At 71.4% G+C, this 19,289-nt stretch carries 24 protein-coding genes and 1 pseudogene; 10 read left to right on the top strand and 15 right to left on the bottom strand.

Features of this window, described 5'->3' with window-relative positions:
• Positions 1-346 (top strand): hypothetical protein (locus tag AB0C03_RS31640; protein ID WP_357640908.1); only part of this gene is annotated, 346 nt, incomplete at its 5' end.
• A 325-nt stretch (positions 347-671) separates the two neighbouring features.
• Here AB0C03_RS31640 and AB0C03_RS31635 read toward each other — a convergent pair.
• Positions 672-1,154 (bottom strand): DUF2231 domain-containing protein, encoded by a 483-nt coding sequence (locus tag AB0C03_RS31635; RefSeq protein WP_030329165.1) that lies wholly within the window; start codon positions 1,152-1,154, stop codon positions 672-674.
• Between the two features lie 201 nt (positions 1,155-1,355).
• Between AB0C03_RS31635 and AB0C03_RS31630 the strand changes: the two are divergent.
• Both AB0C03_RS31630 and AB0C03_RS31625 read left to right on the top strand, forming a co-directional pair.
• Positions 1,356-1,785: pseudogene (locus AB0C03_RS31630) on the top strand (Fur family transcriptional regulator).
• 70 nt (positions 1,786-1,855) lie between these two features.
• Complete coding sequence (locus AB0C03_RS31625) at positions 1,856-2,719, top strand: oxygenase MpaB family protein (RefSeq protein ID WP_357640906.1); 864 nt, start codon at positions 1,856-1,858, stop codon at positions 2,717-2,719.
• Between the two features lie 15 nt (positions 2,720-2,734).
• Here AB0C03_RS31625 and AB0C03_RS31620 read toward each other — a convergent pair whose 3' ends face one another.
• The 11 genes from AB0C03_RS31620 to AB0C03_RS31570 all read right to left on the bottom strand — a co-directional run bounded on the left by AB0C03_RS31620 (position 2,735) and on the right by AB0C03_RS31570 (position 11,175).
• Positions 2,735-3,685, bottom strand: coding sequence for a RecB family exonuclease (locus tag AB0C03_RS31620; protein ID WP_387217260.1), 951 nt, complete (start codon positions 3,683-3,685; stop codon positions 2,735-2,737).
• Between the two features lie 13 nt (positions 3,686-3,698).
• A complete protein-coding gene (locus AB0C03_RS31615; RefSeq protein WP_030329175.1) occupies positions 3,699-4,313 on the bottom strand; it encodes a MarC family protein in 615 nt (204 codons plus the stop codon).
• A 41-nt stretch (positions 4,314-4,354) separates the two neighbouring features.
• The gene (locus AB0C03_RS31610; RefSeq protein WP_030329177.1) at positions 4,355-5,227 is read right to left on the bottom strand and encodes a PHP domain-containing protein; all 873 of its coding nucleotides are present in this window, start codon (positions 5,225-5,227) and stop codon (positions 4,355-4,357) included.
• A 53-nt stretch (positions 5,228-5,280) separates the two neighbouring features.
• On the bottom strand, positions 5,281-6,543 hold the full coding sequence (locus AB0C03_RS31605; protein WP_357640900.1) for a hypothetical protein: 1,263 nt from the start codon (positions 6,541-6,543) through the stop codon (positions 5,281-5,283).
• Positions 6,540-7,337: a SigE family RNA polymerase sigma factor gene (locus AB0C03_RS31600; RefSeq protein WP_030329179.1), complete on the bottom strand. Its 798-nt coding sequence runs from the start codon at positions 7,335-7,337 to the stop codon at positions 6,540-6,542. Before AB0C03_RS31600 ends, AB0C03_RS31605 begins: the two co-directional genes overlap by 4 nt.
• Before the next feature lie 103 nt (positions 7,338-7,440).
• Positions 7,441-8,316, bottom strand: a complete 876-nt coding sequence (locus AB0C03_RS31595) for a PH domain-containing protein (protein ID WP_030329180.1) — start codon at positions 8,314-8,316, stop codon at positions 7,441-7,443.
• Between the two features lie 6 nt (positions 8,317-8,322).
• Positions 8,323-8,481, bottom strand: a complete 159-nt coding sequence (locus tag AB0C03_RS31590; protein WP_007455302.1) for a hypothetical protein — start codon at positions 8,479-8,481, stop codon at positions 8,323-8,325.
• A gap of 116 nt (positions 8,482-8,597) precedes the next feature.
• Positions 8,598-9,275: a DUF6758 family protein gene (locus AB0C03_RS31585; protein WP_357640895.1), complete on the bottom strand. Its 678-nt coding sequence runs from the start codon at positions 9,273-9,275 to the stop codon at positions 8,598-8,600.
• Between the two features lie 79 nt (positions 9,276-9,354).
• Entirely contained in the window at positions 9,355-9,978 is a 624-nt protein-coding gene (locus tag AB0C03_RS31580; RefSeq protein ID WP_357640892.1) for a TrmH family RNA methyltransferase, read from the bottom strand.
• A gap of 51 nt (positions 9,979-10,029) precedes the next feature.
• Entirely contained in the window at positions 10,030-10,566 is a 537-nt protein-coding gene (locus AB0C03_RS31575; protein WP_357640889.1) for a hypothetical protein, read from the bottom strand.
• 93 nt (positions 10,567-10,659) lie between these two features.
• Positions 10,660-11,175: a MaoC family dehydratase gene (locus AB0C03_RS31570; RefSeq protein WP_030329188.1), complete on the bottom strand. Its 516-nt coding sequence runs from the start codon at positions 11,173-11,175 to the stop codon at positions 10,660-10,662.
• Positions 11,176-11,723: 548 nt separating this feature from the next.
• Here AB0C03_RS31570 and trxA point away from each other — a divergent pair.
• The 3 genes from trxA (at position 11,724) to AB0C03_RS31555 (ending at position 13,653) form a co-directional block, all read left to right on the top strand.
• On the top strand, positions 11,724-12,086 hold the full coding sequence (gene trxA, locus AB0C03_RS31565) for a thioredoxin (RefSeq protein WP_030329190.1): 363 nt from the start codon (positions 11,724-11,726) through the stop codon (positions 12,084-12,086).
• 152 nt (positions 12,087-12,238) lie between these two features.
• A complete protein-coding gene (locus tag AB0C03_RS31560) occupies positions 12,239-12,679 on the top strand; it encodes a hypothetical protein (RefSeq protein WP_030329192.1) in 441 nt (146 codons plus the stop codon).
• The gene (locus tag AB0C03_RS31555; RefSeq protein ID WP_357640885.1) at positions 12,676-13,653 is read left to right on the top strand and encodes an HTTM domain-containing protein; all 978 of its coding nucleotides are present in this window, start codon (positions 12,676-12,678) and stop codon (positions 13,651-13,653) included. Before AB0C03_RS31560 ends, AB0C03_RS31555 begins: the two co-directional genes overlap by 4 nt.
• On the opposite strand, the gene AB0C03_RS31550 is transcribed toward AB0C03_RS31555, so the two are convergent.
• Positions 13,617-14,036: a thiol-disulfide oxidoreductase DCC family protein gene (locus AB0C03_RS31550; RefSeq protein WP_030329196.1), complete on the bottom strand. Its 420-nt coding sequence runs from the start codon at positions 14,034-14,036 to the stop codon at positions 13,617-13,619. The two genes, AB0C03_RS31555 and AB0C03_RS31550, sit on opposite strands and share 37 nt — an antisense overlap.
• Before the next feature lie 93 nt (positions 14,037-14,129).
• On the opposite strand from AB0C03_RS31550, the gene AB0C03_RS31545 reads away from it, so the two are divergent.
• Together AB0C03_RS31545 and AB0C03_RS31540 are read left to right on the top strand one after the other, a co-directional pair.
• Positions 14,130-15,176 (top strand): Rv2578c family radical SAM protein, encoded by a 1,047-nt coding sequence (locus AB0C03_RS31545; protein ID WP_357640882.1) that lies wholly within the window; start codon positions 14,130-14,132, stop codon positions 15,174-15,176.
• Positions 15,177-15,195: 19 nt separating this feature from the next.
• Positions 15,196-15,603, top strand: a complete 408-nt coding sequence (locus AB0C03_RS31540; protein WP_030329201.1) for a CoA-binding protein — start codon at positions 15,196-15,198, stop codon at positions 15,601-15,603.
• A 97-nt stretch (positions 15,604-15,700) separates the two neighbouring features.
• Here the strand turns inward: AB0C03_RS31540 and AB0C03_RS31535 are convergent, their stop codons facing one another.
• Positions 15,701-16,897 carry an acyl-CoA dehydrogenase family protein gene (locus tag AB0C03_RS31535; protein WP_210866597.1) on the bottom strand — a complete coding sequence of 399 codons (1,197 nt, stop codon included), beginning with the start codon at positions 16,895-16,897 and terminating at the stop codon, positions 15,701-15,703.
• Positions 16,898-17,074: 177 nt separating this feature from the next.
• Between AB0C03_RS31535 and AB0C03_RS31530 the strand changes: the two genes are divergently transcribed.
• Positions 17,075-17,611: a DUF4190 domain-containing protein gene (locus AB0C03_RS31530; RefSeq protein WP_030329206.1), complete on the top strand. Its 537-nt coding sequence runs from the start codon at positions 17,075-17,077 to the stop codon at positions 17,609-17,611.
• A 27-nt stretch (positions 17,612-17,638) separates the two neighbouring features.
• Here AB0C03_RS31530 and AB0C03_RS31525 read toward each other — a convergent pair whose 3' ends face one another.
• Positions 17,639-18,544, bottom strand: a complete 906-nt coding sequence (locus tag AB0C03_RS31525; protein WP_030329208.1) for an SDR family NAD(P)-dependent oxidoreductase — start codon at positions 18,542-18,544, stop codon at positions 17,639-17,641.
• A gap of 118 nt (positions 18,545-18,662) precedes the next feature.
• On the opposite strand from AB0C03_RS31525, the gene AB0C03_RS31520 reads away from it, so the two are divergent.
• The gene (locus tag AB0C03_RS31520; protein WP_357640876.1) at positions 18,663-19,220 is read left to right on the top strand and encodes a DUF4190 domain-containing protein; all 558 of its coding nucleotides are present in this window, start codon (positions 18,663-18,665) and stop codon (positions 19,218-19,220) included.
• Positions 19,221-19,289: the final 69 nt, after the last annotated feature.

Below are 19,289 nucleotides of genomic sequence, written 5' to 3'. Positions count from 1 at the left end.
CGGACCACCACCGGCCGGGCACGCCGGACCACCACCGGCCGGGCACGCCGGACCACCACCGGCCGGGCACGCCGGACCACCACCGGCCGGGCACGCCGGACCACCACCGGCCGGGCACGCTCCCGGTGGGTACTCCGGCCCGCCGCCGAGCGTGCCGCCGCCGGCGGGTTGGCGTCCGCCCGTACATCTGCAGCCGGCGCCGCCGCGGCAACTGCCCCCGCAGGACATGGTCGACCTGGACGCGGCCGAGCAGCGTTCGCAGCGGGTCACCTACGGCTTCGGCGCGGCGGCCGGCGTGGTGCTGCTGGTTCTGCTCTGCCTGCTCTGCTCGCGAGTCATTTTCTGATGCCCGCCCTCCGGGCAGCAGCCCGGCAGCCGCAGCCCGGCAGCCGCAGCCCAGGAGCCGCGGGCCAGAGGGACGCAGCTCAGCGGCGGCAGCCCAGCGGGCCGCGAGTCAGCGGCCGCAGATCTGGAGGCGCACACCAGAGGGCCAGCAACTCGTGCCCCGTTGGAGGTTCCCGGCAAGCTGGACCGCGGTGAAGTCGCCGGTCCTGGGTGTTGTACCGCCGCACAGCCACGGCCACCAACCCCGCACAACCCATCTCGCAGCTATCCCTCACGAGATCTTGGACAGTTTCCGTCAGCACCGAACGGAAGCTGTCCAAGATCTCTTAAAGGGTGGTGCCCCACACCGTCTCAGCGCCGGAGTGGCCGGTCAGGTAGACGTAGACCAGGGCGGCGATGGCAAGGGCCACGGCCGCTACCGCCAGTACCGGGGTGACCAGCGCGGGCAGTCGCGGCACTCGGGGATGCCCACTTGTCGCCACGAGCAGCAGGATGGCCACGATCCCGAGCGGCAGCACGATGCGGAACAGGATGTCTCCGTAGCGGGAGTGCTCGAAGATCTGGTCGAGGATCGGTCCCTGGAAGCCGCGGGCCACCAGCGCGTCGGTGAGCGCCTCACCCGACTTGACCGCCACGTAGGCGGTCACCGGAGCGGCCACGGCGAGGAGGCCCAGGGCCCAGTCCAGCCGGCTGCGCCACCGCGGCAGCCCCACGTACGCGACGGCGAGCACCGCCAGCAGCGGCACGAACACGACGACCGCGTGGACCACCAGGACGTGTACCGGTAGACCCAGGATCTCCTCGAACATCGAACCCTCCAGGTGGATCATGGTCAGGGGCGGCCAGCCTATGGTCCGCCGATCGTCCCCCGGCTCTCGATCGGACACACGCGCGCCGGGTCGATCGGGTTCATCCTTCGGGCCGTACTTCCGATCTTGCCTGGCTGTGTCGGTGGCCACCCGCAGCATGCGACGGTTGTCGATGCAGGCCGGGCGTGCTGTCATTGGCGAGTGTCCGGTACCGAGGAGCTGCTGCGGTCGAGGGGCCTGCGGGTGACGCGGCCACGCCTCGCGGTGCTCGACGTGCTGGCCGGCGGCGGCCATCTGGAGGTCGACGAGATCACCCGCCGGGTCCGTGAACGGCTCGACTCGGTCTCCACCCAGGCGGTCTACGACGTGCTGGGCGCGCTGTTCCGGGGCCGGGCTGGCGCGCCGGATCGAGCCGGCCGGCAGTCCCGCCCGCTACGAGGCGCGCGTGGGCGACAACCACCACCACGTGGTCTGCCGGGGCTGCGGTGAGATCGCCGACATCGACTGCGCGGTGGGCAGCGCCCCGTGCCTGGAGCCCAACATCGCGCACGGCTTCGAGGTGGACGAGGCTGAAGTGACCTTCTGGGGCCTCTGCCCGGACTGCCGGGCCCGCCGCTCCGCCGACGTCTGATCGGTGCTCCGAGCGCGGCACCGACGGCACGTGCGCGGCGGGGTCGATCCGAGCGTGGCAGTCTTGAGCGGTGGACACCGATGACCTCGGCCTCTTCGGTCCGGGTTCGGTCACGTGGAAGGTGCACGAGGAGCCGATCCTGATCGTCGCCGGCCTGCGCTCGCTCTACCTGCAGGCGTTGCACCCACTGGCCATGGCCGGGGTCGCACAGAACAGCAACTACCGCACCGACGCGTGGGGTCGACTGGTCCGCACCGCCACCTACGTGGCGACCACCGTCTACGGCACCACCGCCGAGGCGCAGGCCGCCGGGGCCCGGCTGCGCCGCGTTCACGACCGGCTGCGGGCCACCGACCCGCGCACCGGTGAGGAGTTCCGGATCGACGACCCGGACCTGCTGCGCTGGGTGCACGTGACGGAGGTCGAGTCGTTCCTGAGCACGGCCCGGCGGGCCGGGCTGCCGCTGAGCGACGACGAGGTGGACGGCTACTACACCGAGCAGCGGCGCGCCGCCGCCCTGGTCGGTCTGGACCCGGCCACCGTCCCGGGCACCGCCGCCGAGGTCGCTGACTACTACGAGGCGGTACGGCCACAGTTGCGGATGACCCGGGAGGCCGCCGAGACGGCGGTGTTCCTCACCGCCCCGCCACTGCCGTGGAAGCTCAGCCTGCCGGTCCGGTTGGGGCTCACGCTGGGCCCGCCGCGCTGGGCGTACCTGGGTATCGCCGGCACGGCGTTCGCGCTGCTGCCGACGTGGGCACGCCGGATGTACGGGGGACTCGGCCTATCGACCACAGCAATGTCGGCGGACCTGACAGTGCGCGCGCTGCGGCTGGCGTTCGCCGCCGTCCCCCGCCGCTACCTGGAGGGGCCGTTGATGCAGGCGGCCAAGGAGCGGGCCGCGCGGCACGCCGCCGCCTCGCTGGCCGGCTGATCCGACCGGCGGAGATCAACCGTCGGCCGGCCGGTCCATGGCCGCCCACGGCTCCTTGCCCGGGGCCTGCGCGCCCGCCGGGCAGTGCCGCCGGAAGTCGCACCAGCCACAGCGTGGGCTGGGCGCCACCGGGAACGCCTCGTCCGCGTCGGCGCCGTCGGCGACCGCCCGTTCGGCGGCCATGATGTCGCGGGCTGTGTCTTCCGCACGGGTCAGCTGTCGGGCCAGCGATTCGACGGTGTGGTCGTGGCCGGCGACCGTGCCGGTCGGTAGGTGGTGCAGCTCCACCCGGCGGCACGGTCGGCGGAACACCCGCTCGGCGGCGTACGCGTAGAGCGCCAGCGCCTGTGAGCCCCGGGCGTCGTCCGCGTCCAGCCCGCTGCGACCGGTCTTGTAGTCGACGATGACCAGCTCCGGCCCTTCCGGCCCGGGCCGCGAGTCGATCCGGTCGGCGCGACCGTTGAACGCCAACACGGCGGTCTTGACCGCCACCACCCGTTCCACACCGAGCGGGTCGGAATCCGGCTCCAGCGTCTCGACGTACGCCTCCAGCCACCCCAACGCCCGCCGGTAGGCGGCCCGCTCCTGCTCGTCGTCGCGGTAGCCCTCGCGGACCCAGGTGCCCTTGAGCAGCGTGGCCAACGCGTCGGGGCGCCGCCGGTCGGCGGGCAGCGCGTACCAGTTCTTCAGGGCGGTGTGCACGCTGGCGCCCAGCGAGTTGTGCGCCCACGGCGGACCCTTGGGCGGGGCGGGCCGGTCGACGTAGGAGTAGCGGTAGCGACGCGGGCAGTCCGCGTACGCGCCGAGTTTGCTCGGGGTGCAGACGAACAGCCGCTCCGGCATGCCCTCGAAGCCGAGCTGTTCGGCGTCGCCGGCCCGCTGCCGAGGGGCCCGGCCGCCGGCCGCCGGCCGCCCTGCTGATGAGGATCGTCGCACGCCTGCGATCCTGCCATCCGCCCCCGACATCGCGCGCGTGCCGTCAGGTCATGTTCACGTACTGCGTCACGAAGGCGGCCACCGCGTCGGCGATGAGCTGCACGGCGATCGCGGCCAGCAGCAGGCCGGCGATCCGGGTCAGCACCTCGATCCCGCCCGGCCGGAGGATCTTCACGATGCCGCCGGAGAAGCGCAGGACGATCCAGACGGCGACCATCACGGCGAGGATCGCGACGGCGATGGCGCTGAACTCCCCCAGCCCGTCGGCCTGTTGGACGAAGAGCATGGTGGCCACGATGGCACCCGGGCCGGCCAGCAGCGGCGTGCCCAGCGGCACCAGCGCGATGTTGGAGGTCACCTGCTGGCTCGGGTCGTCGGCCTTGCCGGTCAGCAGCTCCAGGGCGACGAGCACCAGCAGCAACCCACCGGCCGCCTGTAGGGCCGGCAGGTCCACGTGCAGGTAGTCGAGCAGGGTCTGCCCCGCCACCGCGAAGATCACGATGACGCCGAGCGCCAACGCGACGGCCTGCCAGGCGGCCCGGTTGCGGTCGCGGGCGGGCAGCGGGCCGGTCAACGCCAGGAAGATCGGCATCATGCCCGGCGGGTCGGTGATCACCAGCAGGGTCACGAAAACCTCGCCGAACAGCTTCAGATCCACGTGATCAAACTAGCCGCGCCGCGATGGGCGAAATACCCGGATCAGCCCGAAGCGACCTCGGTCACCCCGTCGGCGACGATCCGCTCGTACGCCTCGACGCCGGTGCTGAACGCGCCGAGCTGAACGGTCTTGTGGGTGCCGTGAAAATCCGAGGAACCGGTGACGAACAGCCCCAACTCGGCGGCGAGCGCCCGCACGTGTTCCCGCTCAGCCGGGCTGTGGTCCTCGTGGTCGGCCTCGAGCCCGGCGAGCCCGGCGGCAGCCAGTTCGGCGATCAGCTCGTCGGGCACCACCCGGCCACGTCGGGTGGCGCGCGGGTGGGCGAAGACCGGCACCCCGCCGGCCGCCCGGACCAGTCGGACGGCCCGGAACACGTCGATGTCCTCCTTGGGCAGCCGGTACCGCTCGCCCAGCCAGTTCGGGCCGAACGCCTCCCGGACACTGCCGACCAGGCCGGCGCGGATGAGCGCCTGCGCGAGGTGCGGACGCCCCACCGTGCCGCCACCCGCGCCGGCCAGGATGTCCGGCCAGCTCACGTCGATGCCGTCGGCCCGCAACAGGGCGACCATCCGTTCGCCGCGCTCTTCCCGGGCGGCCCGGACCCGGGCCAGCTCGGCCACCAGCTCCGGATGCTCCGGATCGAACAGGTACGCGAGCAGGTGCAGCGGCACCTCCGGCTGCGCGCCGGACCAGCGGCACGACAACTCCGCGCCGCGAACCAGACGCAGCCCCGGCGGCAGTGCGTCGACTGCCGGCGCCCAGCCGGCGGTGGTGTCGTGGTCGGTGATCGCCAGCACGTCCAGCCCGGCGTCGAAGGCCGCGCCGACCAGCTCGGCCGGGGTCAGCGTGCCGTCGCTGGCCGTCGAGTGGGCGTGCAGGTCGATCCGGGGGGCGGAGCCGGTACGCGAGGTCACCGCCCGACGCTACCGAGGAAACAGCGAGCCCGGCTCACATGGGGTCGCCCGGGTCAGAAGCCCTTCACCAGGATCGGCTGGTCACCGGTTGACACGCCGGGCACCGCGGCGGGGCCGGCGGGCTTTCCCGCCCGCACCTGGCCGACGTCGAGCTGGACCAGCTGACCGGTGCCGTCGAGGTAGGAGGCGTTGGTCCCGTCGGTCCAGATGACCACCCCGGTCATCGGCGGCCCGGCCGCCACTGCGGTCGCCGCCGGCCCGAGCCGGTGCAGGTCGACCAGCAGGGACCGGTCGGTGCCGCCGATCCGTCCGTTCACCAGCAGCCACCGCCCGTCCGGCGAGACGCCGCCGACGCCGTCCTGACTCAGGTCGGGACCGCAACCGGTGCGTACCTGCTCCAGGCGCCGTGTCGGGGCGAGCACGGCGAGGCAGGTCCGGCTGGGATCGGTGGTGGCGACCTGGCCGACGAGCCGCCCGTCGGGTAGCTCCCCGTAGACGTTGAGGCTCTTGCGGTCGAGGAAGTCGGGCAGCGGCCCCGCACCGGGCCGCCAGAGGGTGTGACCGGCGCCGGTCGGGTCGAGGCGGACCAGCACGCTGTCGGCGACGAATCGGACGGGCTCCGCCCCCGCTGGCACCGGGGTGCGCACCGCCCCGATGAGTTGGGTGCCGACCACGCCCGCCACCAGCAGGTCGCCGCCGTCGCGCCAGGCGACCTGGAGGCTGTCCGGGGCCAGCACGATCCCGCCCGCTCCGGCCAGCAGCACCTGCACTAGGCCGTCGTCCTGCACCACCCACAGGGAGCGCCCCGCGGTGGTCGGCGCGCCGACCACCAGCCAACCGTTGCCGCTGGGCAGTGGCTGGGCGCGTTCGGCCGCCCCGACGTCGGGCAGTACGAGTCGCCGCCCGGCGGCGCTGACCAGCGTCTCGCCGGCGGGCGGAGCGGCCGATGTCTCGGGCGAGGGGGCGGAGCCGGGAATGCTGGCCTTCGGGAGCGGTCGGTTGGTCGGGCCCGGGTCACCGATCACCACGATGGGGGCCCCGTCCCGGCTGGTCTCGGCGCCGAGCTGGGCGATGCCGGCGCTGAGCAGCACGGTGGTGACCGCGGCGAGGGCGACGCCGGCTGCGGCGCGTCGACGCCGGATCCGGTTCGCGCGGCGGATGGCCTGACCCGCCGGATCGACGCTCAGTGGGCGGGTACGCGCGACCTGGTGCGAGAGGCTCTCCCGCACCGCACCTTCCAACTCGTCAGGCCGCACCTGGTATGAACGCGGCGGGACGTCCGTCAGGTTGTCGGGCCGGCCGGGGAGTTCAATCACTGCTGCTCCCCGGAGCCCGTGCCGACGGGCACGGCCGCCGGGGCGGTGGGCAGCACGACCTGCGGGGTGATCGCACGGGGCGCGGCGGGGCGCGGAGCGGCCGGGCGGGGTGCGGGTCGGCCAGTCGACCGCCCCGGCCTGGGTGCGGCGGTGGCATCGGTGACCGAGGGCTGCCCGGTCCGGGTGTCCGGGCCTGTCGTCCGGCCAGCGGCACGTGTGGCGCCCGATCGACTCCCGGCAGCAGGAGATGGGCCGGCGGCAGCAGACCGGCCGGCGAAGCCGGCGGCGGCGAGTTCTGGCGCGTCCGCGCCGAGTCGTCGCCGCAGCGTGGCCAGCGCCCGGGAGGTCTGGCTCTTCACCGTGCCCGGTGAGATGTCGAGCAGCGCGGCGGTCTGCGCCTCCGTCATGTCCTCGTAGTAGCGCAGCACCAGCACTGCCCGCTGCCGGTTGGGTAGCTGCCGGAGATGCCGCCAGAGCAGGTCGCGGTCAAGTTGCTGCTCGATCTCGTCGACACCGGCCCGCTCGGGTAGCACCTCGGTCGGGCGTTCGCCGTGCCAGCGCCGCCGCCACCAACTGGTCGAGGTGTTGACCATCACACGCCGGGCGTACGGCTCGACGGCCTCGATCCCGCCGAGCCGCTTCCACGCCAGGTAGGTCTTGGTCAGCGCCGTCTGGAGCAGGTCTTCGGCGGTGGCCCAGTCCCCGGTGAGCAGGTAGGCGGTGCGTAGGAGCGCGGCGGAGCGGGCCGCGACGAACTCGCGGAACTGCTCCTCCAACGAGTCCTTGCTCGCCACCGCTCACCTCCGCACCCCTGCTGTCCTGGCAGAGTGCCACGTCAGAGGCGCTTCGGTCCATGACGAAAGGTGCGCACTTGCTCCGATGTTCGGTCAAAAACCTTCACGCACCGTCGTCGGCCTTGGCCTCGTCGGCTTCCTTGCCGAGCCGCGCCTCGACCGCCTGCGGCTCGTACATCTCCTCGACGACGCGCAGGTAGAGCTCGTTCGGGTTGGGTAGGTTCTTGATCTCGCGGAGCGCCTGCTCCTGACCGGCGGACTCCAGCACGAAGGTGCCGTAGTTGAGCGCCCGGCCGGTCGGGGTCTGCTCGTACTTCATGTCGGTGACCCGGACCAGCGGCATCATCGCCACCTTGCGCGTGACGATGCCGTTGACCACCATGACCCGCTTGTTGGTCAGGATGAAACGGTCATACCACCAGTCCGCGACCTTCCAGGCCACCCACCCCATCACCGCGAACCAGAGCAGCACGGCGATGGTGGTCAGCGCGCCGACGTCCTGGCCGGCGAGGAAGCCGGAGAGGTAGCCGAGCACGAAGGTCGCCGCGATGCCGATCAACAGCGGGTTGGTGAGGTGGATCCAGTGCCGCTTCCACTCGCCGCGGTAGCGCTCGGTGGGGAAGAGGTAGCGCGCCACCAACGAGCTGGGTTCGTCTTCCAGTGGCAGCACCCGCCGAGGGGTCGAGCCGGTCGCGTCGGCGCGCAACCCGGCCAGCTCGTCCTCGGAGATCTGCGGCGGCTGGTAACCGGCCTCCGGATCCCGGATCCATCCCCGACCGGAACGACCCTGACCGGCATAGCCGGGCCCGTCGCCGTAGCCGACGTCGTCCGAAAGGGACGGACCGTCGGACAGGCCGGGACCGGCCCCGTAATCCGGGCCGTCATCTGGCCCGATCCGCGGGATCGGCTCGGTGTCGCGCTCGCGGCGCTCCCGGTCGGGGTCGTCCGGGTCGAAGGGTGGACCGGAGGGGCTGCCCATCGGCGGCTAGGCGACGAGGCTGGTGAAGAAGTCGCCAAAGCCCTGGGCGATATCCATGATCCCGCCGCCGAGCGACTTGAACACGTCCGCCGCAGAGTTTGGCCGGTAGGCGACGAAGAAGATCAAGAATGCGATTCCGGCCCAGGTGAGGACCTTCTTGACCATGGCGGGCCATCCTCTCGCGCGGCGCCGGGTCCCATTACCGCAGCGGCACCCAGAGTATCAGTGTGGTGTCGTACAGTGAATATCTGCGTCCGTTCTCCGTCAATCCGGGAGAGTTGTCAAGCTCTCCCGGGTAGATACGGGGACGGTGCGCCGTACACGAGCTCGGGCGGAGTCCACTCGGTCAGGTCGTGTAGCACGACATCTTCCGCGAGCAGGTGACCCGCACTCGCCGGCCAGGCTATCGCATGGAGCCACATTCCCCGAGCCTCGCCGGCGTACGCGCTTCGATCCGTTGGCGAATTCACCAACCACAGTGGAGTGGGGTGCCCGCCGACCTTGATCTTCGCCTGTCCGACGTGGTCAGGATGGCCCGATCCGGGGTCGGTCAGCGCGTCGACCAACTCCGGTCCCGGATCCGGGCCGGTCAGACCGGCGAGCCGGGTGCCCAGACCCACACCGGGTTCCTCGGCCACAAAGACCAGATCGGCCGGACCACCGCCGAGTGGCGCCGGGCCCGCGCAGGCCAACGCTGTCGCCCGCACTCCCGTCCGGTCGTCCCCGGCGTACGCCACGCCGGTGAGTGTCCAACCGGGCGGCAGCGGCCACGGGCACCACAACGGCGTCATCGGCGGGTCGGCGGTCGCGGTGATCCGTTCCACCACGCTCGCCACGATCTCCGCTCCGATGTGCTCGGGCACGTGCAGCGGCGGCACCGGGCCGCAGTGCACACACCTTGAGTCGGTGTTCATCAGATCCGGCGCCCGTACCGGGCCCCCGCATCTCGGACAACTCACCGCGACACTCACATCCCCACCGTCTCCCCGGACCGCTGGCACGTCAAGCCGGAACGTCCGATTCGGCACCGTACGTGGGTCAGTCCGGTGGCGTGCCGGCGTGCGCGCGGATCCAGGCGTGCATCGCGATTCCGCTGGCCACGCCGGCGTTGATCGACCTCGTCGAGCCGTACTGGGCGATGGAGTAGAGCTGGTCGCACGCGGCGCGGGCCGGCGCGGAGAGGCCGGGACCCTCCTGGCCGAACAGCAACACGCAGTCGCGTGGCAGGGTGCCGGTCTCCAGCGGACGCGACCCGGGCAGGTTGTCGATGCCGAACACCGGCAGGTGCCGCCCGGCCGCCCAGGCGACGAACTCCTCGATCGTCTCGTGGTGCCGTACGTGCTGGTACCGATCGGTCACCATCGCACCGCGCCGGTTCCACCGTCGTCGTCCGACAATGTGCACCTCGGCGGCGTTGAACGCGTTGGCGTTGCGCACCACAGTGCCGATGTTGAAGTCGTGCTGCCAGTTCTCGATCGCGACGTGGAAGCCGTGCCGGTGCCGGTCCAGGTCGGCGACGATCGCCTCATGCCGCCAGTAGCGGTAGCGGTCGACGACATTGCGCCGGTCCCCCTCAGCCAGTAGCTGCGGGTCGTAACGGGGGTCGTCCGGTGGGTTCCCCGGCCAGGGGCCCACGCCCACCTCAAGCTGGTCGTCGGTCACGGTCATCAGAGGGTACGGACCGCGTCGGCGCCGGCCGCGACGACCTGCCGGTCAGCCCAGGTCGAGCGCGGCACCGAGCCGGTCCAGGAAGCGCCGGTCCGCCGGGCTGGCCGGTGGGTCCACCCGACGCCCGCCGGTGCCGGGCACCGCGCGACAGACCCGGGCCGCGACCGACTGCACCCACTGGCGGTACGCGGCCGAGTCGGCCGGGTCGGCCCGCCGACGGAGGACCCGGCTCGCCGCCCGACAGGCGGCCAGCAGGTCCACCAGGTCGGTCAGCCGCTCGGCGGGTTGCGGGGGGCCGTCGTGACGGGCGTAGATCGCGGCGACCACCGCGCGGACCAGATCACTGTCGGAGGCCCGGCCGGCGGCCACGGCGTCCAGGCCGGCCAGGCCCGCCGTGACCCCACGCTCGATCCGGCCGGGACCGGGCGCCGCTGCGGCCACGAGAACCCGGCCGGGCAGGCCGGTGAGCAGATCCCACTCGGCGGCGGAGTAGACAGCGGTGGTCAAGGGCGTGGCTCGGCGGCCGGCAGAGGACGGCTCTCCCGCTACGGAGTGGCTCATCGGAACCTCCGGCGTCAGCATATGCCCCGAGACGGGCGCCGGGCCCCTTCCCCAGCAGACCCGCGGTCGGGGAAGGAGCCCGGTGTCCGGCGACGGTCGAGCCCGCCGCGACGCTCAGCGCGGCTCGGGGAAGCTGGGCCGCTCGGGGTCCACGCCGTCGGGCACCGCAGCTTCCGCGTACTCCCGCTTGGGGACCATGACCTTGCGCCGGAAGACGCAGACCATCGTGCCGTCCTGGTTGTAGCCGCGCGTCTCCACGGACACCACGCCACGGTCGGGTTTCGAGCCGGACTCACGCTTGTCCAGCACCGTGGTCTCGCCGTAGATGGTGTCGCCGTGGAAGGTCGGCGCGACATGCCGTAGCGACTCGACCTCCAGGTTGGCGATCGCCTTGCCACTCACGTCCGGCACCGACATGCCGAGCAGCAGCGAGTAGATGTAGTTGCCGACCACGACGTTGCGCTTGAACTGGCTGGCCGTCGCGGCGTAGTGCGCGTCCATGTGCAGCGGGTGGTGGTTCATGGTGAGCAGGCAGAAGAGGTGGTCGTCGTACTCGGTCACGGTCTTGCCCGGCCAGTGCCGGTAGACCGCGCCGACCTCGAACTCCTCGTAGTAGCGACCGAACTGCATGCTGGTCCCTTCGACGGGCGGCGATGGAGTTCGGCACAGCATGCCTTACCGATGGTTAAGGCGACCGGCGGGGCGCGGTGGCGGCGGAAATGTCACACCTGTCACACGCCCGGGGGGAGACGCAATGAGCGGCGGGGCCCTCCCCGGCACCCGCCGCCCACGCTCTGATGTGAGGAATTCTGCCCTACGCCTGCGTAGGTTCAACAGAGATCGCGGTCACATTTATCTTTTTGTAACATTACTCTCCGTCACCAATCGGAGGTTGATCAGCGATCTCTGCAGGCCGGATACCTCCTTGTCAATGCCCAAGTTACCGATTCGTAGTGCTCAATCGGGTGGATCTCCCTGGAAACGCTCCCATTACCGCAGGTCACGCAAGTGCGTCGTGCACTTGCGATCCGCAGCTCGGGTGTGAACAGACGTACGTCGATGACCCGCAGCGCCCCCCGGCAGCCCCGAGCACGTTTCGTGCCCCATCGCCCGGGAATTCGATACGGTCAGCCCTGGTTCTACGGGACGTAGATAAACCGCGGTGATCGGAGAGTGCAATGGCAACCGTTGAGCTGACCTCGGCGAACTTCGACGAGGTGACCGGCAACGACGGCATCGTCCTGGTCGACTTCTGGGCCGACTGGTGTGGTCCGTGCAAGCGGTTCGCCCCGGTCTACGAGCGCTCCTCGGAGAAGCACCAGAACATCGTCTTCGGGAAGGTCGACACCGAGGCTCAGCAGGAGCTGGGCGCCAAGTTCGACATCCGCTCGATCCCGACGATCATGGCGATCCGGGACGGCGTCATCGTCTTCGCCCAGCCGGGCGCCCTGCCCGAGTCCGCACTGGAGAACCTGATCGAGCAGGTCGAGGCGCTGGACATGGACGACGTCCGCAAGCAGCTGGCCGAGCACAACCACTGAGTCGTCCCGCTGACGACACACGAGGCCGGGCCCGACACGGGCCCGGCCTTCGTCGTACCCCCACCCGCGCGCATGATCACCTGCCTGGTCAGGCCGAACTGGCCGTCGGAGGGACCCGAAGCAGTCGGTACATCCCGTATCGTCACGACCCGATGGAGAACCTGACCACCCGCGGGCGCGTGACCCGGCTGGGCGCGACCGCACTGGGTCTCGTCCTGCTCGTCCTCGGCACCTTCTGGGGCAGCGACGACGACTTCCCGTTCGGCCCGTTCCGGATGTACTCCACCTCGAACCCGCCGAACGCACCCGCGCCCGACACCCGCGTCGAGGGGGTGAACACCTCCGGGGCGGTGATCGACCTCGACCAGAACGCGACCGGCATCCGCCGCGCCGAGATCGAGGGTCAGCAGGCCCGCTACGCGGCAGACCCGACGCTGCTCACCGAGGTCGCCGACGCGTACGCCGAACGCCACCCGGACGCCCCCGCGCTGGTCGAGGTCCGCATCGTCATCCGCTGGCACGGCATTCGCGCCGGCCGACCGACCGGTCAACACACCGATGAGACGGTCGTCCGCTGGCAGGCCGCCCGATGAGCCGCTGGTTGACCGAGGCGGTGCCCCGGGGCCGGGTGGCCGCGTTCCGCACCCTGATCTACCTGTTCGTCGCCGCCGACCTGGTGATCTTCACCCCCTGGGTACGCACCCGGGTCAGCGTGCCCGGCGACCTGTACCAACCGCTCCTGATCGGCCGTCTGCTCCCACTGCCGACGCCGACCGAGACGCTGGTGACGGTGATCTTCTGGGCGTTGCTGCTGCTCGCCCTCCTCGCCGCCACCGGACGGGCGCCCCGACTGCTCGGCTGGGCGGTGTGCGCGCTGTACCTGGAGTGGATGATCATCGCGATGAGCTACGGGAAGGTCGACCACGACCGGTTCGGGCTGCTCGTCGCGCTGGCCGTGCTGCCCACCGCCGGTCGCGCCCGCCACGGCGACACCACCCGCACCGAGGCCGGCGGCTGGGCCCTGCGCGTCACCCAGATCGCGGTGATCTGCACGTACTTCCTGGCCGCCTTCGCCAAGCTGCGCTTCGGCGGTCTGGACTGGCTGACCGGCTCGGTCCTGGCCCGCGCGATCATCCGGCGCGGCACCGACCTGGCGGACCTGATCGCCCAGGTGCCGTACCTGCTCATCGTCGCCCAGTTCGGCATCGTGGCGTTCGAGCTGCTGAGCCCGGTGGTCTTCCTGCTGCCACCCCGTTGGCGACTCGCCATGGTCGGCTTCTTCTACTCGTTCCACGCGGTCACCATCGCGACCATCACGATCTCGTTCGCACCGCACCTGGCCGCGATGACCAGCTTCCTACCGCTGGAACGGGTACGCCCGCTGGTCTGGGCCCGTCGGCTCGTCGGCCGCCACACGTCCGGTTCGGCACCGACGGACGCGCCGGAGACGAGCCCGGCGGACACCGACACCGGGCCGGTGCCACCCGACCGGGGTCCGGTGGGAGCCGGCGCGGAGCGGGCGTTCGACGATCAGGCTCCGGTGCTCGGGCGACCGGCCGGGCCGTAGAGCCGCTCCCGCGCCTCCTGCGGCAGGGAACAGGCCGCAGTGCCGCCCGGCAGGCGGTGCCGGTTACGCGCCACCCAGCGGTACACCGGCCAGGCCGCAGCCCGTACCGGAGGGATCCGCAGGCCGGCACCGGCGACCCGCCAGAGCGGACCACTCGCGGCGAGCAGCTTCGCGATGGCGTCCGGGCCGGCGGCACGCGCGCCGTCCGCGCCGACCCACTGCACGGCCTCCTCGCACTCGGCCACGGTGAGGCCGAGCGCGTCCAGGTCGGCGAACTGCCACGGCACCACCCTCGCGGTGGTGGGGATGCGGCGCTCGATGAACTGCGCGCAGCTCGTGCAGAACGCGCAGTCCCCGTCGTAGACGAAGGTCGACGTCTCCATGGCGTCCATCCTCCCCTCTCCGACCGCCCGGACGCCCACCGGTGTACGGCGGGTCACTTGCGCTCGCCTCGTACACGTGTTCGAATAGTGCCCATGCGCTGGGACAACCTCACCGCTCCCCCGGTCGAGGGAGACCCCGAGCGGGCAGCGCCAGCGACGCCACCCCTGCCGCTGGCGCTGCCCGGCGCCGTCGCCCGCACCTTCGACACCCCCGAGTTCGCCGGGATGACCTTCTACGAGGTGCAGGCCAAGTCCATCCTCAACCGGGTGCCCGGGCAGTCCCGCGTCCCGTTCGAGTGGACGATCAACCCGTACCGGGGCTGTTCTCATGCATGCCGTTACTGCTTCGCGAGAAACACTCACACTTACCTCGATCTCGACGCCGGCGCGGACTTCGACCGGAAGGTGATCGTCAAGGTCAACGCCGGCGAGCTGGTCCGGCGGGAGCTGGCCGCGCCGAAATGGCGGGGTGCGCACGTGGCGATGGGCACCAACGTGGACTGCTACCAGCGCGCCGAGGGCCGCTACCGGCTGATGCCGCAGATCATCGCCGCGTTGCGGGACTTCGCCAACCCGTTCTCGATCCTCACCAAGGGCACGCTGATCCTGCGCGACCTGCCGCTGCTGCGTCAGGCCGCCGAGGTGACAACGGTGGGCATCTCGTTCTCGGTGGGGTTCGTCGACGAGCACCTCTGGCGCACCGTCGAGCCGGGCACACCGCACCCCCGCCGCCGGTTGGACGCCGTCCGGGCGCTCACCGACGCGGGTCTCTCCGTCGGCGTGCTGATGGCCCCGATCCTGCCCGGCCTCAGCGACAGCGACGAGTCGATCGAGGCCACCGTGTCGGCGATCGCCGCCGCCGGTGCGACCAGCGTGACCGCCCTGCCCCTGCACCTGCGTCCGGGCGCCCGGGAGTGGTACGCGCACTGGCTCGCCCGCGAGCACCCGCACCTCGTGCCCCGCTACCGCGAGCTCTACCGGGCCGGCGCGTACGCCCCGCAGGCGTACCAGCGGGAGTTGACCGCGCGGGTGCGGATCGCCTCCCGCCGGCACGGGCTGCACCGCGGGGAGCGGGGCGACAACCGCACCCTGCCCGAGCCGCCGCCACGGTCGGCAGCCGAGCAGCTGACACTGCTGTAGTCGGAGCTACAGTCGGCGGGTGCGTACCGCTCAGCAGATCCTCGCCGACTCCGCCGTGATCGCCGTCGTGGGCGCGTCCCGCGACCCCAACAAGGCCGCACATGGCGTGCCATTGCAGATGCAGCGACACGGCTGGCGGATCATCCCGGTCAACCCGTCGGTCGATGAACTCTTCGGGGAGCGGGCGTACAAGACTCTCGCGGACATCCCGCACCCGGTCGACCTGGTGAACGTGTTCCGGCCGGCGGCCGACGCCGTGCAGGTCGTCCGCGACGCGGCGACGATCGGCGCCCCGGCGGTCTGGCTGCAGTTGGGCATCGTCTCGGCCGAGGCGCGGCGGATCGCCGAAGAGGCTGGCATGGACTACGTGGAAGACCGCTGCCTGGCCGTGGAACGCGCCGTGAACGCGCTAACCCGCCTGACCTGACCCCCACCCCCGCGATCTTGCACTTTCGGTCGGCGTTTCGCCCCGTCAAGCGGGTTATGTGACGACAGGAAGTGCAAGATCGCGGAGGTAAAGGGGATCAGATCTTGTACTCCTTGAGGAGGCCTCGGCTGATGATGGTCTTCTGGATCTCCGAGGTGCCCTCGCCGATGAGCAGGAACGGGGCTTCCCGCATCAGCCGCTCGATCTCGTACTCCTTGGAGTAGCCGTAGCCGCCGTGGATGCGGAACGCCTCCTGGACGACCTCGGCGCAGTATTCCGAGGCGAGCAGCTTGGCCATCCCGGCCTCGACGTCGTTGCGCTGGCCGGCGTCCTTGAGCCGGGCGGCGTTGACCATGAGGGCGTGCGCGGCCTCGATCTTCGTGCCCATCTCGGCGAGCTTGAACGCGATCGCCTGGTGCCTGGCGAGCGGCTGGCCGAAGGTCTTGCGCTGCTGGGCGTACTGCACCGCCAGCTCGAAGGCGCGGATGGAGATGCCGCAGGCGCGGGCGGCCACGTTGACCCGGCCCACCTCGATGCCGTCCATCATCTGGTAGAAGCCACGGCCCACCTGGTCAGCGCCGCCGAGGATCGCGGAGTCGGGCACCGTCACCCCGTCGAGCACCATCTCGGTGGTCTCGACGCCCTTGTAACCCATCTTCTCGATCTTGCCGGGGATGGTCAGGCCGGGAGCGGTCTCGCCGAAGCCCGGCTCCTTCTCGAGCAGGAAGGTGCTCATGTTGCCGTAGACGGACTCCGCGCCGGTGTCGGTCTTGACCAGTGTGGCCACCACCGAGGAGTACGCCCCGTTGGTGAGCCACATCTTCTGCCCGTTGAGCACGTAGCTGTCGCCGTCACGGACGGCCCGGGACTTGATCGCCGAGACGTCGGAGCCGGTCTCGGGCTCGGACATGGAGAACGCTCCGCGCACCTCGCCGGTGGCCATCTTCGGCAGGAGGCGGGCCTTCTGCTCGGCGGAACCGTGCTGGGAGATCAGGTACGCCACGATGAAGTGGGTGTTGACGATGCCGGAGATCGACATCCAGCCTCGGGACAGCTGCTCCACCACGAGCGCGTAGGTGAGCAGCGATTCGCCGAGCCCGCCGTACTCCTCGTCGATGGTGAGGCCGAAGAGCCCCATCTCGCGCATGCCGTCGAGAATGTCGGTGGGGTACTCGTCGGCGTGCTCCAGCCGCTGCGCGTGCGGGATGATCTCCTTGTCCGCGAAGTCCCGAACGGTCTCCAGGATCGACTGTTGCACATCGGTCAGGCCGGGCGTCTGGGCGAGTCGAGCCATCACAGCCTCCGGGGATCCGCGCACTACTCGTGGGTAACTGAACGCTGGGTCAGTATCGGTCTCTCGGGTCGGCGAGGCCAAGGTGACCAGTCCACACAACCGCTGTGAAAAGGTTCACCGCTGCGGGTAGCGTCCGGCAAGAGGGACTTTTCCGGCACCGGCAGGAGGAGGACAGCTGTGAGCCACCCGCCGCCGTCGGGACCACCCGGCGACGAGCCGCCGCCGTCGCCCTACGAACCACCAGCTGACCAGTCGCCGTACGCGCCACCGCCGGCCGGCCAACAGCCGTACGCGCCGCAGCCGGACCAGCCGGCGTACGAGCTACCAGCGGAACGTTCACCGTACGGGCCACCCGGCGACCAGCCGTCGTACGGTGACCAGCGGCCGCAGCAGTCGGCGCACTGGAGCCAGCAGCCGCCGTACCCCCCGCAGGGCCCCTACGGTCAGTACGGCCCGCCGCCGTCCGGGCCGGGGCAGCGCACCAACGTGCTGGCGATCCTGTCGCTGGTGTTCGCCTTCGTGTTTCCGCCGGCCGGCGCGGTCCTCGGCCACGTGGCCAAACGGCAGATCCGCACCAGCGGCGAGGACGGCGACCAGCTCGCCACCTGGGGGCTGATCCTGGGCTACGTCTTCACCGGGCTCACCGTGCTGGCCTGCTGTGGCTGGCTGGCGCTGGTGGCCTTCGCCAACAACGGCGACAGCGGCGGCTACTGACCGACGCGCGGGTGCGGAGCGTTCCGGTCAGCGGAAACGGGCCTCGCGGACGCTGTTGCCACCGTCCACCACCAGCATCTGCCCGGTGATGTACGAGGCGGCCGGCGAGCAGAGGAAGCTGATCGCCGCGGCGACCTCGTCCGGCGTGCCCGGTCGCCCCACCGGCGTGCCCAGCCCCTGCTTGATCTCGGCCATGGTGGACGCCGCTGTGTAGATGGTGCCGGGCGCCACCGCGTTCACCGTCACGCCGTCGGCGATCATCTCCATGGCCAGGGCCCGGGTCAGCCCGACCACCCCGGCCTTCGCCGCGGCGTACGCGGCCTCGGTGGGCAGGGCGTTGACCGGGCCGGCAGTGGCCGCCAGGTTGACGATCCGACCCCAGCCCCGCTCGGCCATTCCCCCGATGAACGCCCTGCTGCACAGGAACGCGGTGGAGAGGTTGCGGTCGATCTCGCCACGCCACTCGTCGTAGCTCAGCTGGGCCACCGGTCGCAGCACGCCCTGGCTGGCGCGACTGGCCAGGCCGGCGTTGTTGACCAGCACCTCGACGTCACCCAACTGCTCGGCGACCGCGTCGGCCAGTGCGCCGACCTCGGATTCGTCGGTCAGGTCCGCGACGAAACCGGTCACCCCCAGCTCGGTCGCCCGCTCGTGGATGCGTCGGGTGGTCGACACGATGGCCACCCGGGCACCGAGGTCGGCGAGTCGCCGGGCTGTCGCGTACCCGATGCCGTCCGGGCTGCCCGCCCCGGTGACCAGGGCGACCCGCCCGTCGAGACGCATGGTCACCGGATCGGCGAGCGCGACCGGCTCGTCGCTGCCCGAGCTGCCCGCCGGGGCGGCCGTCCGGGCCCGCCGGGCCGCGCCCGGACGGCTGACGTCCCGTCGGGGTCGACTGCCGGAGCGGTCCGCAGCGCGCGCGTCGAATGCCATGCCAGGGATCCTGCCCGTTACGACCGGCCCGGGCAACGCGGCACCCGGAAGCAGGGGCATCGGGTTTGGGTGGCTGTGGCTACCCTGTCTCCGCACCCCGACCTGACGGAGAGTTCGCATGACAAATCCCCCGCCGCCCGGCAACTGGAGCGATCCCACCTGGTCGGCCCCGCCATCGAGCCCCACACCCGACCCGACCCTGGTGGCCGGTCAGCCGGTGCCCCCGCAGCCTGGCCCGGTCGACCCGTACGGTCCGACAAACCCGTACGCCCCGGTGAACCCGTACGCCCCGGTCGACCCGTACGCCGGCGCGCAGGCGCCCGCCACCCAGCCGATGGCCGAGTACGCCCCGCCCGGGTACGCCCCGGCCGGCTACCCGCAGCAGTACCCCGGCTACGGCTACCCGCAGCCGCCGAAGACCAACGGACTGGCCATCGCCGCGTTCGTGCTGGCCATGATCGGTTTCACGTCCTGCATCACCGCGCCGATCGGCGCGATCCTCGGGCACGTCGCGCAGAAGCAGATCCGCATCAGCGGCGAGGGCGGCGCGGGGATGGCGAAGGCCGCCATCATCATCGGCTGGATCCTCACCGGGTTCCTGGTGCTGGTGCTCGCCATCTACGCCGCCGCGATCATCTACGCGATCGCGACGAGCAACGACAGCGGCAGCTACTGACCGGCGGGCGGGCCGGCGTACCGCCGATTGTCGAGCCGGGTCGACAAGCCGGCGGCCGCCGTCCCGGCC

The sequence above is a fragment of the Micromonospora parva genome, assembly GCF_040649675.1.
Taxonomy (GTDB): Bacteria; Actinomycetota; Actinomycetes; order Mycobacteriales; family Micromonosporaceae; genus Micromonospora; species Micromonospora parva.
This window is presented reverse-complemented; position numbering and strand designations above follow the sequence as displayed.

Bases quoted from the DNA above. Each gene is read 5' to 3' on its own strand.
- trxA (WP_030329190.1), top strand. From the start codon at position 11,724: ATGGCAACCGTTGAGCTGACCTCGGCGAACTTCGACGAGGTGACCGGC.
- AB0C03_RS31520 (WP_357640876.1), top strand. From the start codon at position 18,663: ATGACAAATCCCCCGCCGCCCGGCAACTGGAGCGATCCCACCTGGTCG.
- AB0C03_RS31635 (WP_030329165.1), bottom strand. From the start codon at position 1,154: ATGTTCGAGGAGATCCTGGGTCTACCGGTACACGTCCTGGTGGTCCAC.
- AB0C03_RS31570 (WP_030329188.1), bottom strand. From the start codon at position 11,175: ATGCAGTTCGGTCGCTACTACGAGGAGTTCGAGGTCGGCGCGGTCTAC.
- AB0C03_RS31545 (WP_357640882.1), top strand. From the start codon at position 14,130: ATGCGCTGGGACAACCTCACCGCTCCCCCGGTCGAGGGAGACCCCGAG.
- AB0C03_RS31525 (WP_030329208.1), bottom strand. From the start codon at position 18,544: ATGGCATTCGACGCGCGCGCTGCGGACCGCTCCGGCAGTCGACCCCGA.
- AB0C03_RS31590 (WP_007455302.1), bottom strand. From the start codon at position 8,481: ATGGTCAAGAAGGTCCTCACCTGGGCCGGAATCGCATTCTTGATCTTC.
- AB0C03_RS31555 (WP_357640885.1), top strand. From the start codon at position 12,676: ATGAGCCGCTGGTTGACCGAGGCGGTGCCCCGGGGCCGGGTGGCCGCG.
- AB0C03_RS31595 (WP_030329180.1), bottom strand. From the start codon at position 8,316: ATGGGCAGCCCCTCCGGTCCACCCTTCGACCCGGACGACCCCGACCGG.
- AB0C03_RS31535 (WP_210866597.1), bottom strand. From the start codon at position 16,897: ATGGCTCGACTCGCCCAGACGCCCGGCCTGACCGATGTGCAACAGTCG.
- AB0C03_RS31575 (WP_357640889.1), bottom strand. From the start codon at position 10,566: ATGCTGACGCCGGAGGTTCCGATGAGCCACTCCGTAGCGGGAGAGCCG.
- AB0C03_RS31620 (WP_387217260.1), bottom strand. From the start codon at position 3,685: ATGTCGGGGGCGGATGGCAGGATCGCAGGCGTGCGACGATCCTCATCA.
- AB0C03_RS31560 (WP_030329192.1), top strand. From the start codon at position 12,239: ATGGAGAACCTGACCACCCGCGGGCGCGTGACCCGGCTGGGCGCGACC.
- AB0C03_RS31550 (WP_030329196.1), bottom strand. From the start codon at position 14,036: ATGGAGACGTCGACCTTCGTCTACGACGGGGACTGCGCGTTCTGCACG.